Raw genomic sequence first — 13,844 nt, forward strand, 5'->3', positions numbered from 1 at the left:
GACGTAAATAGACACTTCAGGCGCTGGTGGCGAATGGCTGGGCCGGCAAGTCAACGTGCGGCGATGCGTCGAGCAGGGTGCGCGTATAGGGGTGCTGCGGCGCGTCGAATACGGCATCGCGTTCGCCGGTCTCGACTGCTCGCCCCTTGTGCATCACGAGCACCCGATCGCTGATCTGCTCGACCGCGGCGAGATCGTGCGAGATGAAGATGCACGCGAAGCCATGCTCTGACTGCAGTTGCTGAAATAGCGCCAGAACCTGTTTCTGCAGCGTCATGTCGAGCGCCGAGATCGGTTCGTCTGCAACGATCAGCGCCGGACGCGTGACGATCGCCCGCGCGATCGCTGCCCGCTGCCGCTGGCCGCCCGACAGCTGATGCGCAAAGCGCCGCCCGAAGCCCGCGAGGCCGACCTCGGTCAGCACGTCTTCCACGCGCCGCTCGCGCTGCGTCCGGGTGGCGAATTCGGGCAAATGCCGCAACGGTTCGGCGACGATTGCGCTGATCCGCATGCGCGGATCGAGCGACGAATACGGATCCTGAAACACCATCTGGCACTGTCTGCGGAACGCCTTCAATTGCGCGCCGTCGGCGCGCAGCACGTCGCGGCCACGAAACAGCAGTTGGCCGCCGCTCATGCGCACGAGTTGCACGATGGCGCGACCGAGCGTCGTCTTGCCCGACCCGCTGCCGCCGACAATCGCCACGGTCTCGCCAGCAAAGATGTCAAAGCTGACGCGGTCGACGGCCTTCAGCGGTGCACTGCGGGCGCCGAACAAGCCGCGCCGGCCCGGATGCACGACTTCGAGGTCGATCACCGACAACAGCGGCATGCCTTCGCGTGCGACCGGCGCTCGAACCTCGCGACGCGGCAGCGCGGCGATCAGCTGGCGCGTGTAGGGATCGCGCGGCGCCTGCAGCAACGTACGCGCCGCGCCCTTTTCGATCTCGCGGCCGCGGCACAGCACGATCGCACGATTCGAATAGCGGGCCACGAGACCGAGGTTGTGCGTAATGAGCAGCACCGCCGTGCCGGCTTCGCGGGTCAGTTCGACCATGACCTCCATTACTTCGCGTTGCGTAACCGTGTCGAGCGCGGTAGTAGGCTCGTCCGCGATCAGCAGCGCGGGCTTGAGCAGCATGACGGAGGCCAGCATGATGCGCTGGCGCATGCCGCCGGAGAACTCGTGCGGATACGCGGCGAGGCAGCGGGCAGGATCGTCGATACCGATGCGCCGCAGCATCGCCAGGGACGCATCGCGGATCTCGGCGGCGCTCATGCGCGTATGCTGCTTCAGGCCTTGCGCCATTGATGCGCCGATGCGCATTGCCGGATTGAGCGAGGCCATTGGCTCCTGGAACACCATGCCGATACGCGCGCCGCGTAATTTGCGCAGCGCATGCGGATTCAGGTTCGTCAGCTCGGTGCCTTGCAGGGTGATCGTGCCAGACAGATGACACACCGGTGCCGGCAGCAAGCCGAGAATCGAGCGCGCGATCATCGTTTTGCCGCTGCCGGATTCACCGACCACCGCTACGAATTCGCCCATCCCGACGCTCAACGACACGTCGTCGACGATCCGTTCCCGGCCTGGCACGCCGAGGACGAGGTGATCGACGCTCAGCAGCGTGGAGAAAGGCGGGTTCACGAATGCCCCTCCATGCGCGGGTCGAAGCGGTCGCGCAGCGCATCGCCGAGCAGATTCACGCCAAGTAGCACACCGGCGATGCACAGGCCCGGCACAATGGACAGCAATGCGTCGCTGTCCATGTATTGCCTTGCATCGGCCAGCATGTTGCCCCAGCTCGGTGCCGGAGGCGGCACGCCCATGCCGAGGAACGACAGCGCCGACTCGGCGAGGATCGACCAGCCGAAAATACTGGTCGCGATCACGATCAGCGGCGAAAGGCAGTTCGGCAGCACATGCCGGAACAGCGTGTACAGCGACGAGTTGCCCATCAGACAAGATGCTTCGACATACTCACGGCTGCGCACCGAGAGCGCCGACGCACGCACGATCCGATATACCGATGGTGCGTACGCGAACGACAGTGCCAGCACGATGCCACCAGGCGACTGGCCGGCTATCATCGTCACCCCGAGCGCCAGCATGATCCCCGGAAACGACAGCAGCGCGTTCGCGACAAGGTTCAGCGCGCGCTCTAACATACCGCGGAAATAGCCGGCAATGCCGCCTAGCAGCGCGCCGACCGCGGCGGTCGCGAGCATCGTCTCGAAGGCGATCATCATGCTGAGCGAGGCGCCTGCCATCAAGCGGGACAACACGTCCCGGCCGAATTCGTCAGTGCCTAGCCAGTGCTGCGCAGACGGCGGTGCGAGCAGGTTCACGAAGTCCATCTGGGTGATGCCGTAGGGCGTCCACCAGATGGCAAGTACTGCGAAGCCAAGCGGAACCGCCAGTAGTATGCCGCCGAGTGCGGCCGCAAACGGCCTGCGCAGTTTGAGCCGGCGCATCATGCGGCGACTCGCGGGTCGAACAAGAAGTAGCACAGATCCACCACGAGGTTGACGAGCACGTAAAAAACCGCGGTAAAGAGCAGACAACCCTGTACCACCGGATAATCGCGAGCGAAGATTGAATCGACGAGCAGCCGGCCGAGGCCCGGCAACGTGAACACTGTTTCGATCACTGCGATGCCGCCTAGCAGATGCCCGAGCGACAAACCGATCAAGGTCCATGTCGGGGCGAACGCGTTGGGCAGGCAATGGCGCAGCATCACCCGGGCTTCGGACAGACCGGTTGCGCGCGCGTGGGAGATGTACTCGAGTTGCAGCACGTCCATTGCGCTTGCACGCATCATCCGCGTTAGCGCGCCGACCTGGATCATCGTCAGCGCCAGGACCGGCAACGCGAGATAACTGAGGCTTTGCAGAGGATGTTCGCTGACAGGCACGTAGCCGACCACCGGCACCCAGCCGAGCCGCAGGCCGAACAGCATCAGCAGCAAAATGCCGAGCCAGAACGACGGAATCGACAGCAAGAGCGCGGAGGCGGCGACAATCGCCACATCCGGCCACTGTTTCCTGAAGCGGGCGGCGACAATCCCAGCCGGTACCGCGATTGCCGTTGCAAGCAGTACCGCAGCGAGAACGATGGACAGCGACAACTTGAAGCGCGACCAGATCAGCACTGTTACGCTTTCCTGATTGATTAGCGAACGGCCGAGATCGCCACGCAACGCGTGGCCGAGCCAGTGTACGTACTGCATCGGTAATGGATCGGTCAGGCCGTAGCTCGCCCGCAGCGCCGCCAGCGCTTGAGGCGTCGCCGCGTCGCCGAGCATCTGCTGCGCGGGGTCGCCCGGCAACAGCCGCAGCATCGCGAAGACAATGAGCGTCACCACCAGCAACGTCGGCACTATCGAGCCAAGCCGGCTTACCGCAAAGCGAAACATAGTGCACTCCTCGAACTGAATAAAACGTTCCGGCATGCGCCGGACGCCGGGAATGGCATCGGCCCGATGCAGACCTCCGACGGCTTGCCGCATTCGCGCCGGGCCTGCCATTTACATGCGCTACAGCCGGTACTCGGCAAACTGGATGCCCTCATATGGCTTACGCGCAACCCACATCCGGCGGTCCGCGGGATCCATCAGCGTGGTCGCAACCGTCGCCGAGATACTCGCGTGGCTTGCGGGTTTCGGACGGCGCAACACGCCGTCGGGCGCCGGAAAATCGTCAGCCAGCGCAGCCTTCACAGTGTCCCAGCCGATCCGATGCGGCGCCTCAAGGCGCGCAGCCGATAGTCGAGCGCTCACCCGCCGTTGCCGGTAGATCGAATCGGGGTTGGCGCGCGGGCCGAGATCGCGCAGCTTGGTCCGCGCGACCGGGCAGATCCAGTGGTTCGCGTGCACGATGAAGCCATTTTCCGGCGTGAGCCAGAAGATCTCGTCCGGCGCGCATTCGAGGTCAACCGCTTCACCGCCCGCCTGCGCCAGCATCAGGTTGTTCGAACAGAATCGATCGACGCTCCACAACAGCTTCATCGCCTGACAGAGGTTCTCAGCTTCCAGCATCTTGCGGCGGATCAGCACGAGAGGGACGTCCGCGCGCTTGGTGTAATCACGGTCCGACCACAAGAAGTTGCCGGTCAGCGATACACCGGCGCTGTTGAAACCGTGGCGCGCAAGCGAACCCGCTTCGGTGAACATCAGCAGGTCCGGGCCGTCGCCACGCTGCATCCGCAGCACGATACCGGTCTCGGTGCACTCCTCACGCCAGTCCCAATTGTGCGCATGGATCAGCCGCCCCGTTTCCGATGCGTCTGGCAACACGATGAGTCCGGTACAGCCATCACCCGGTTCGTCCGCGAGCCTCGCGTTGCTGACAAGCGCGTCGTGGCCGAACATCATCTCGGTCCGGCAGTTGATCACGATCACGTCCTCAAGCGACACGCCCGCTCCGTCGGCGATACCGCGCATTTCGGCAAGATAGTCGGCATCGAAACGCTCGATGCATGACGCCATCGTCTGGGCGAGCACGCGGATCTGCGGCTCGCCGACGTCGCGGCGAAGCAGTTGCTCGCGATACAGGGCAATGCTCGCGGCGACGCGCTGCGGCACGGCCTGGCCATGCTGCAAACCGCGCTGATAAGGCGAACCGGAAGTTTCTACGAACGGGAAAGGCGCTGGCAGGGACATGAGATTTCGGGTTGGGAAGCAATGCGCCGATAATGGTCTATTTCGATGAAAAATACAATATTGTCAAAATAAATCGAGGACGATGATTGACCTGGCGCGGCACTGACTCTCTTGGCCGACCTGGCTCACCACCCGGTCGGTCCGTTTCGTCAGCAGATCGGAATCGGAAAATTACGGACATCTCCGCTGAATCAAGCGCCACGGCCATCTGTACTGCATCATTACCCGAGGCGTAAAGCGCACTGGCATCACCGTGGACCACGGTGAGTCTAATTGTTTTTTTATTTATTAAAATACACTATGATTGCGGCACTGCCATGCCATCCAGCTCCGTGCGCCGCCGCCAAAGCGGTCCGCCGGCGGCCTTAACTGCGGGAACCCGCCTGAAAAGCGCATGAATACCGACGAATACGACGATCGACCTGACATGTCAGAGGCGGCAGCGGGTTGCGATACCGCTACGATTTCCTGCGATGAAGCGCGTGCAATCGCTCTGGAGCACTACGGCATCGACGCGCTGGCCAGGCGGCTGACCGGTGAACAGGATGAGAATTTCCGCCTGGAGACAGCCAGCGCAACGCGCTATGTTCTCAAGGTCGCCAGTCCTGCCGAAGACCCGAGCGTGATCGACCTGGCGACGGCCGCGCTGTTGCACGTCGCAGCTTCCGACAATGAGTTCCCTTGCCCACGCGTCTGCATCGATCGGCGCGCGCGCACGGCTACCCCAATCGTCGACGCCGCGGGGCATCCGCGAATCGCCAGAATGCTGACGTGGCTGCCGGGCCAGCCGCTATTGACATCAGAACGCTCAGCCGCGCAGCGCGTGGCCTGCGGCCGGCTCGCGGCACGGCTCGGAAGTATTCTGCGCACGTTCGACCATCCGGCGGCGCGCCGGCCCCTGCTGTGGGATGTGTCCCGCGTGTCGGCGCTACTTGACATCCTCGACCAGGTGCCCGGTTTTAGCGCATCCACGTTCATCGGCGGCTTCGTGACGCAGTTCGAGGCGGCAACGCGCCCAGTCTCGGCGCTGCTGCGGCGTCAGGTCGTGCACAACGACATGAACGTGCGCAACCTGCTCGTCGACCCGCACGACAACACGCGTATCGTTGGACTCATCGATTTCGGCGACATCGTCGAGACGGCACTCGTCGCCGATGTCGCGATCGTCGCGAGTTCGCAGATCACTGCGCTTGAGTCGCTGGAGCGTGATCTTGCCGAGACAGTGGACGCCTATCGCTCTGTCGAGCCGCTGCTGCCCGCGGAGCTCGCGGTGCTGAACTGGTATATCGCGGCGCGTCTGGTGATGGGCATGCTGATTCCGGCGTGGCATCACTTGCGCAACCCGTCTAGCGGACATTTCATACCGAAAACCGAAGCCGACCTCGCGCGGCGCATTGACATGGTCCGCAAGGTCATGTCGATCCGCTTCACCTAGCGCGCCGGCCCCCCATGACAAGGAAAGACATGACGAACCATTCGACCAATCCGAACCTGCTGTCGCGCCGGCGGGATCTGCTGGGCCCAACCTACGGCCTGTTCTATGACGAACCGCTGCACATGGTCCGTGCACAGGGGGTCTGGATGTACGACGCCGACGGTCGCGCGTATCTCGACGCGTACAACAACGTGCCGGTCGTCGGCCATTGCCATCCGCATGTCGTCGCGACACTCGCGACGCAGGCAGCCAGGCTCAACACGCATACGCGATATCTCGCCGACGCACCGGTGGAACTTGCGGACCGGCTGCTGTCGACCATGCCGGCCGAGATCGGCAACATGGTGTTCGTCTGCACGGGCAGCGAAGCGAACGATCTCGCGATCCGCGTCAGCAAGTTCGTCACCGGGGGAACCGGCTTCATCATCACCGAGCGCGCGTACCACGGCACCAGCGAGACGACTTCCGGCATGTCGCCATCATCGCGCGTTCCACTCGGCCGCGACGTTTACGCGATCGCCGCACCGCTTGGCGAAGACGGTCCCGCGCAGTTCGCCGAGCGCGTGCGCGAGTGCATCGGACGCATGCGGGCTGACGGCGTCAAGCCAGCGGCCCTGCTCGTCGACACAATTTTTTCGAGCGACGGCGTCGTCTGCGATCCACCCGGCTTTCTCGCCGAAGCCGCGCGCGCGATCCACGACGCGGGTGGCCTGTTCATCGCCGATGAAGTGCAGCCCGGTTTCGGACGCACCGGCGAATACATGTGGGGTTTCATGCGGCATGGCGTCGTGCCCGACATCGTCACAATGGGCAAGCCGATGGGCAACGGTCATCCCATCGCTGCGCTGGCGGCGCGTCCCGAACTGATGGCGGCGTTCTCGAAGCACACGCGGTACTTCAATACCTTCGGCGGCAACACGGTATCGTGCGCTGTCGCACTCGCGGTACTCGACGTGATCAAAGACGAACGGCTGATCGACAACGCTCGCCTCACCGGCGAATATCTGAAGGGCGGCTTTGCGTGGCTCGCGCAGAAATACCCGACAATTGGCGAGGTCCGTGGCAGCGGGCTTTTTGTCGGCGTCGACATTGCACAGGGCCGCGACGCGAACGAAACACCCCGGCAGGCAGCGACACGGATCGTCAACGAACTGCGTCGCGCAGGCGTGCTGACGGGCACGACAGGAAAGAATGGCAACACGCTGAAAATCCGCCCGCCGCTGCCATTCAACCGTGAGAACGCCGATTTCTTGCTGCTCGCGCTCGAAAGGATCGTCGCTGCGTAACAGCGCGGCATCGTCAACCTACGCGTAGTCTTCGGCTACGAGGAAACTTCCCGATGAATTTCAATCACGCCGCGCCTGCGCATCTTTTTTTCGATGGTCTGGCCCGCGGCCGCCCGGAGACCCACGGCGTGTCATCACGAGGCATCGTTGCATTTCTGGACGAAGTCGCCGCCGCCAATCTCGAGTTACACAGTTTCATGCTGTACCGCGGCGGCGCGGTGATCGCCGAAGGCTGGTGGTCGCCCTATCATGCGGGCCGGCTGCACATGATGCATTCGCTGACCAAGAGCGTTACCGCATGTGGCGTCGGCCTCGCGCTTGCCGAAGGCCGCTTCGGGTTGCACGACAAAGTGACTTCGTTCTTCGACGACCTGCTACCTGGCGTGCCCGATGCGAACCTCGCCGCGATGACAATCGAAGACCTGCTGACGATGCGCACCGGACACCGCATCAACGTATCGGGTTCCGCATGGCGCCCGATACGCACGAGCTGGATCGCCGAGTTCTTCAAGATCCCGGTCCCCGATGTCCCTGGCACGGCACACCTCTACACAAGCGCGGCGAGCTACATGCTGTCGGCGATCATCACGCGAACCACTGGCGAGCCGTTGAGCGAATATCTGCGGCCGCGCTTGTTCGAGCCGCTCGGCATCACCGGTTACGAGTGGCCGACCGGCCCCCATGGCATCAGCCCGGGGGCGAACGGGTTGAGCTGCCGCACCGCCGACGCGCTGAAGCTCGGCGTGCTGCATGCGCGCAACGGCCTGTGGAACGGGCGGCAGATCCTGCCGGCGGACTGGGTCGCCGCAGTGCAGGCCGCGCATGTGCCCGGCAAATACGGTTACCAGTGGTGGCTCGGACCCGACAATTATTCGGCACGCGGGCTGTTCGGCCAGTTCGTGTTCGTGTTTCCGAACCATGATGCGGTGCTCGCGGTAACCGCCGCGATGCCGGCCGGCAGCAACTTCACTGGCAGGTTCGCGTTCCGGTACTTCCCGGCGCTGTTCGAAACGCAGCCCCTGCCGGACAACGACGACGCGTTCGCCGCTCTTCAGGCACGCACGAACGCGCTGTGTCTGACGTTACCGACCGGTCCCGCCTGGGCGGAATGCGCAGTCCGCGTTTCCGGCAAAACCTACGTCGCCGACGATAACGAGGACGGCGTTCGCGCACTCCGCTTTGCATTCCGCGACGATCAATGCCGGTTCATTGTCGAAGACGCGCGTGGTACGCACGAAATCGACGTTGGGCTGGCCGAGCCGGTCGAGGGCAATACGTCGATGACCGGGCACAAGCTGCATCACGAATATCAGCCCGACATGATGCGTGTCGTCGCAAGCGGCGTGTGGCAAGACGACCGTACGTTCGTGATGACCTGGATTTTTGTCGAATCAGCATTCCGCGACACGGTCGTCTGCCGTTTCGACGGCGACAACCTCACGCTCGAACGTAGCGTCAACGTGAACTCCGGTGCGCTCGAACGGCCGCCGATCCGCGCCCGTGTCGTCACGTCTGATACCTAGTCGCATCCCCACGGGCGAGCAACTGGCATTCGCGTGATACTGTACGCGCGGCAGGTTGTGCATATTCTTTAAAAGAAAGACAATGAGGGATGAACAAACGACTGAAACCCGTACGCCACGATCCGAGCCAGCAGCCGAGCTCGCTCCAGACTGATCTGGCCCAACGCATCGCGCAGCAGATCAAGGACGGTAAATTCGCGCGTGGCGAGCATCTGACCGAGACTGCGCTCGCGCAGCAATACGACGTCTCGCGCACGCCCGTGCGACAGGCGCTCAGACTGCTCGAGGAACAAGGCTTCGTCGAATCGCGCGCGAACAGCGGCGTGTTCGTCGCCGAAGTCGCGCCCGAACTTGCCCTCGATCCGCTTACCTCCGAGCAGGCGAGCGAAGAAGAGATCTACCGCGCAATCATCGCGGATCGCGCGACCAACCAGCTGTCGTCGCCGTTCTCGGAATCGGAGATTCTTGGGCGTTACGACGCGCCAAAGCGGCTCGTCACGCGCGCGCTGCTGCGACTCACGCGCGAGGGCCTGATCGAGCGGCGCCGCGGTCATGGCTGGACCTTTTCGCCCATGCTCGAATCAACCGAGGCAATCAATGAGAGTTACCGGTTTCGCATGATGATCGAGTGCGGCGGGCTCGCCGAGCCGGGATTCCACGTTGACGAGAAAGAATTGCAGGAATCGCGAAGCGCACATCTGCATTACATCAATACGCGGCGCCGGGCGAAATCGCCGGCAGACTTCTTCGCGATGAATGCGAGCTTCCACGAGATGCTCGCGCGCTTTTCCGGTAACCGTTTCGTCGAGCAGGCGGTACGTCAGCAGAACCAGTTGCGGCGCTTCGAGGAATATTCGAACTTCGTGACGCGCAACATCAATCTCGTCGACTCGTGCCAACAGCATCTGGAAATCCTCGATGCGCTAGAGCGAAGCGACCGGGAATGGGCAATCGCGCTGATGAAGCACCACCTGTCAACGTCCAGCCAGATGTGAGACGCATGGGCTGGTTCTCGCGACGGCAGGGCCCGTCTTCTAACGCCGGACGGTGACCTCGCCGTCCGTAAGACCGGCAGCGACCGGTCGCCTCTGCATGCGCGAATATGAGACCAGCATGCCGGCCAGTTCCTGCGCGACAAGCGTGGGCGATGACGCGTGGCGGCGGACGAAGCATACGTCGCGCTGGCTGAAACGTTCGCGCACCGGCACCGCGGTCACCGAGCCCGCGAACAGATCCTGTTCGGTCAGCACCTTCGGCCCGAGCATCAGGTAGTCGGTTGACAATACCAGATGCAGCGACTCCAGCAGCGAGTCAGCCGTGATGGTGATCTTCGGCGGCGTCAGGTCGAGCGTCGCGAACACGCTGAACAAACGGTTCGCCGAGCCGCCGGTGATGCCGTCGGTCCTGAAACCGACCCATTTGCAATCGGCAAGTTCGCGAATCGACGTTGCACGCGCTTTCGGATGGGCACGGCGCGCGATGATCGCCGGCACCGACTGATACAGCCGCTCGATAGACAGGTCGATGTCCGTGACATGGGGTGCGATTGGGCACAATGCGAAGTCGAGCTGACCGTCGCGCACCTTGTGTATCAGCGTTTGCGTCGAGCCGCTCGACACGTGGACCGACACCCGAGGAAACCGGACAGCGAACCGGGTCAATACGGGGGACAGGAGCTCCGAAAGAGGTTCGGCTGTCAGGCCCACCGCGATGTTGCCGCTCGGCTCGCCCTGCAACAGGCGCATGTCGTGGCCGACACGGTCGCAATCGGCAAGGATCGATCGCGCGCGCCCCCGCAACTGTTCGCCGAACGGCGTCAAGCTAATGCCGCGAGGCGTGCGGTTCACCAGCGGCACCGCAAACTCCGCTTCCAGAGTCTGAATAGCACGGGTCAGCGCACTCTGCGCGACATCGAGCGCCCGAGCTGCCGCCCTGAAGCTCCCCTGATCTACCACTGCACAAAACGCCCTCAACTGGCTCAACGTCATCTCGATACCTGCTCTTCAGGTTATTCCGTCACATCAACGGTTCGACGAACCGTCACGCGTTAATCAAATGCGTCTTCATGATCCCTGTTTTAGATCGCGATGCCACGAAGCGGTCTTCCTGATCAAAAAACGGCTAACTAGAATAATTTGCAATCCTTCATATATATACGTGAATCGGTTGGCGACAATTACTACCACAGAGGAATCAAAGATGAAAAAAACGCTCCCCATGATCGCCGCGCTCGCCTCGTTCGTCGGCGTGGCGCATGCGCAAAGCAGCGTGACGCTTTACGGCTTGATCGACGACGGTCTCACGTACAGCTCCAATGCGAAGGGCAGTTCACAGTATTCAATGACCGCCGGTAACCTCGAGGGCTCGCGCTGGGGCATGCGGGGCATCGAAGATCTCGGTGGCGGACTCAATGCGATCTTTCGCCTCGAGGGAGGCTTTAGCCCCGCGAACGGCACGCTCGGCCAGGGCGGCGCGCTCTTCGGGCGGAAGGCCTACGTTGGCTTGTCGAGTGCGGCCTACGGTACGCTGACAGCTGGTCGCCAATACGATCCCGCCGGAGACTACGTGAGCGGCTTTGAATCTGGCAATGCCTATGGTGAAGTCACCGCCACCGAATGGGGGAGCATCTATGGCGCACACCCGGGTGATATGGACAACCTCGACAACTCGTTCCGCATCAACAACACAGTCAAGTACACGAGCCCCAGTTATCGTGGCCTGTCGGCCGAGGGGCTGTACAGCTTTGGCGGCCAGGCTGGCGATTTCACGCGCAACCAGTTGTATGGGTTCGCCGCCGGCTACGCGAATGGCCCGCTTGCACTCGGCGCAGCGTTCGAGAAGGCCAAAGATCCGAACTATTCGCTCTTCGGTACCAACCCGAGCGCCAACACAGCGACTTCGACGAGTGCAATCAACGCATCGACGCCGGTATACAGCGGCTATCTGTCAGCCGGCGCGTGGCAACTGATCACCGCAGGCGGCGCATACCGGATTGGCAATGCAACGATCGGCGGCGTATATAGCAATGTACAGTTCCAGAACGTCGGATCCGTCTCCGGGGCCGGCCTGAATCCAGGTCACCTCTCCGGCACGGCGACGTTCAATATCGGCGAAATCAATCTCGCCTACCTGGTGACCCCGTTCCTGCAACTTGGCGTCGCGTACAGCTATACGCGCGGCAGCTCGATCGGGACGATTTCGGGCGCGTCGTATAGCCAGTTCAACCTCGCAGCGAACTACCTGCTGTCGAAGCGAACCGACCTGTACCTTGTCGGCATCCACCAGCACGCGAGCGGCGTGGACTCCACCGGCAAGGCGGCAGTTGCGGCCATTCCGAACCTGTCCAACTCGTCGAGCGACGTCCAAACCGCCATCGTGTTCGGCGTGCGTCACCGTTTCTGACCGATTTGACGGATACGCGCGTAGAAGATTCCTCCGGTATCTTCTACGTCCCACCGGAGCCGAACACGGACTGCTCGATAAGAGTTCGGCACCTCACTGAAGCGTTACCTGCAGATCGATTGAGCTGGCGCACGGATAAATTGTACTTTATTTAAAATAAATGCAAATTGAAATCAGCGTTTTCGCTAGGCCCTCGAAGCATTCCCCGGTTGCAAGCAGCTTCGCGCATTAGAAATGCTGACAGCCAAATTCCGGCAGCCGCCTTGCAATGAACCGTTTCGATAACCAATGTCATGACGAGCACCGCGTCTTGCTGCGGTACGTCGCCCAGCTGCCTGTCCGGCTAGTTGCCATGTTCGAGCTCGCTGCCTGAACTGTAGACACGAGTGCCATCTTTCCGACTAAACCGCTTATTCGCTCGATCCCTTCGGTGATCTCGCTCATCGCTGTACCGGCTCTGTTCCAAGGCCAAGCTTCAACTAGGTCCCTGAAGCCGACGTTCGTGAGGAATTTGGAGAAGTCCTAATGAATTCTTCGGTCGACGAATCCCCATTCAGTGGACGACGATTCTGATCGTCGAACCAGGACAACAAGATGCGGTTTGTTTCGTCCGGCCTTTCGTACTGAGTCCAATGGCCGGCCCGGGGTACGATTACAACCTCATGGCAGAGTGGCACGTGGTCAAGTTGAACCGCGAACTGTGCGGGATTCCTGGCGGTCACGTCTTCACTACCCCAGATCAACAACAAAGGCGCTGTCACGTTACGCAACACGTCCAACAGGTTTCGCGAGAGCTTGCCCGTCGCCAACGGATGTTTGCTGCGAAATCGAGCGTTCTCGCACGCGTCCTCATAGATCGCCATCCCGAGCGGATCGGCCGGCGTATCGCCGCTCAGCATAAGCGCCTTGAGGTTATGCTCCAGCGCATCGAGGCGTTCGACACTCGTCGCGGCGTCCCGCCAATTCCTCAACGGGCTGTACTCGCGCCGTGCGCCGCCATGTCCGGCCGCGCCCAACAGGGCCAGGGCGCTCACCCGGCGTTGCGATGCCACATGCGCGGCTACGAGGCCGCCAAACGAGAACCCGGCAAGCCCGATGTACTCGTCAGGTCCAAAAAGAACGTCCATCGACTCGAGTAGTGCATCGACCAACCCATCGAAGTCATGGGGGGAATGCAGGTCGTCCGACTCGCCGAATCCGGGCATGTCGGGCAGCCATATCGCATAGCGGGCGGAGAGAGCGTCGATATTACGAGCCCAGTGCTTCCAGTTGCCGTGACCACCGTGAAGAAGAATCAGTTTGGGACCCGAGCCGAAAGCGCGCCATGAAATCATCAAACCGCTCTTAAGGCGACAGCGATGATGGCTCGCACGGCTGTCCAGCATGGCAAGCCAATCGTGGGGGCTTCGGTTATCGCTATTCATCGGGATTGCCCTGTTCGTGGAGTGGCAAGGAAACGTGAAAGAGAATGCTCTACGCCCTGGCGGGCCGTCTAGGAAAGCGCATGTGATGTACCTTTGGAAGCCGCTCGGGTTAA

At 62.1% G+C, this 13,844-nt stretch carries 11 protein-coding genes; 5 read left to right on the top strand and 6 right to left on the bottom strand.

Annotation, left to right across the window (positions count from 1 at the left end; genetic code table 11):
* Window positions 1-16 precede the first annotated feature (16 nt).
* From ACSQ8V_RS36670 to ACSQ8V_RS36685, 4 genes are all read right to left on the bottom strand, one after another.
* Window positions 17-1,648, bottom strand: coding sequence for a dipeptide ABC transporter ATP-binding protein (locus ACSQ8V_RS36670; protein ID WP_436209101.1), 1,632 nt, complete (start codon window positions 1,646-1,648; stop codon window positions 17-19).
* Window positions 1,645-2,478, bottom strand: a complete 834-nt coding sequence (locus ACSQ8V_RS36675) for an ABC transporter permease (RefSeq protein WP_213763617.1) — start codon at window positions 2,476-2,478, stop codon at window positions 1,645-1,647. Before ACSQ8V_RS36675 ends, ACSQ8V_RS36670 begins: the two co-directional genes overlap by 4 nt.
* On the bottom strand, window positions 2,475-3,416 hold the full coding sequence (locus ACSQ8V_RS36680; protein ID WP_213763618.1) for an ABC transporter permease: 942 nt from the start codon (window positions 3,414-3,416) through the stop codon (window positions 2,475-2,477). The genes ACSQ8V_RS36675 and ACSQ8V_RS36680 overlap by 4 nt, the downstream gene beginning before the upstream one ends.
* A gap of 120 nt (window positions 3,417-3,536) precedes the next feature.
* Complete coding sequence (locus tag ACSQ8V_RS36685) at window positions 3,537-4,661, bottom strand: C45 family autoproteolytic acyltransferase/hydolase (RefSeq protein WP_213763619.1); 1,125 nt, start codon at window positions 4,659-4,661, stop codon at window positions 3,537-3,539.
* A gap of 394 nt (window positions 4,662-5,055) precedes the next feature.
* Here ACSQ8V_RS36685 and ACSQ8V_RS36690 point away from each other — a divergent pair, with 394 nt between their 5' ends.
* The 4 genes from ACSQ8V_RS36690 (at window position 5,056) to ACSQ8V_RS36705 (ending at window position 9,900) form a co-directional block, all read left to right on the top strand.
* Window positions 5,056-6,096, top strand: coding sequence for a phosphotransferase (locus ACSQ8V_RS36690; protein WP_436209102.1), 1,041 nt, complete (start codon window positions 5,056-5,058; stop codon window positions 6,094-6,096).
* 29 nt (window positions 6,097-6,125) lie between these two features.
* Window positions 6,126-7,382, top strand: coding sequence for an aspartate aminotransferase family protein (locus tag ACSQ8V_RS36695; protein ID WP_436185011.1), 1,257 nt, complete (start codon window positions 6,126-6,128; stop codon window positions 7,380-7,382).
* Window positions 7,383-7,435: 53 nt separating this feature from the next.
* A complete protein-coding gene (locus ACSQ8V_RS36700) occupies window positions 7,436-8,905 on the top strand; it encodes a serine hydrolase domain-containing protein (protein WP_436209103.1) in 1,470 nt (489 codons plus the stop codon).
* Between the two features lie 89 nt (window positions 8,906-8,994).
* Window positions 8,995-9,900, top strand: coding sequence for a GntR family transcriptional regulator (locus ACSQ8V_RS36705; protein WP_436185013.1), 906 nt, complete (start codon window positions 8,995-8,997; stop codon window positions 9,898-9,900).
* 39 nt (window positions 9,901-9,939) lie between these two features.
* Here the strand turns inward: ACSQ8V_RS36705 and ACSQ8V_RS36710 are convergent, their stop codons facing one another.
* Window positions 9,940-10,893 (bottom strand): LysR family transcriptional regulator, encoded by a 954-nt coding sequence (locus ACSQ8V_RS36710; RefSeq protein ID WP_436209104.1) that lies wholly within the window; start codon window positions 10,891-10,893, stop codon window positions 9,940-9,942.
* Window positions 10,894-11,104: 211 nt separating this feature from the next.
* Between ACSQ8V_RS36710 and ACSQ8V_RS36715 the strand changes: the two genes are divergently transcribed.
* A complete protein-coding gene (locus ACSQ8V_RS36715; RefSeq protein ID WP_436209105.1) occupies window positions 11,105-12,307 on the top strand; it encodes a porin in 1,203 nt (400 codons plus the stop codon).
* Between the two features lie 479 nt (window positions 12,308-12,786).
* On the opposite strand, the gene ACSQ8V_RS36720 is transcribed toward ACSQ8V_RS36715, so the two are convergent.
* Window positions 12,787-13,641, bottom strand: a complete 855-nt coding sequence (locus ACSQ8V_RS36720) for an alpha/beta fold hydrolase (protein ID WP_436209106.1) — start codon at window positions 13,639-13,641, stop codon at window positions 12,787-12,789.
* Between the last annotated feature and the right edge of the window lie 203 nt (window positions 13,642-13,844).

The sequence above is a fragment of the Caballeronia sp. LjRoot31 genome, assembly GCF_964253885.1.
In the GTDB taxonomy this organism is placed as follows: Bacteria; Pseudomonadota; Gammaproteobacteria; order Burkholderiales; family Burkholderiaceae; genus Caballeronia.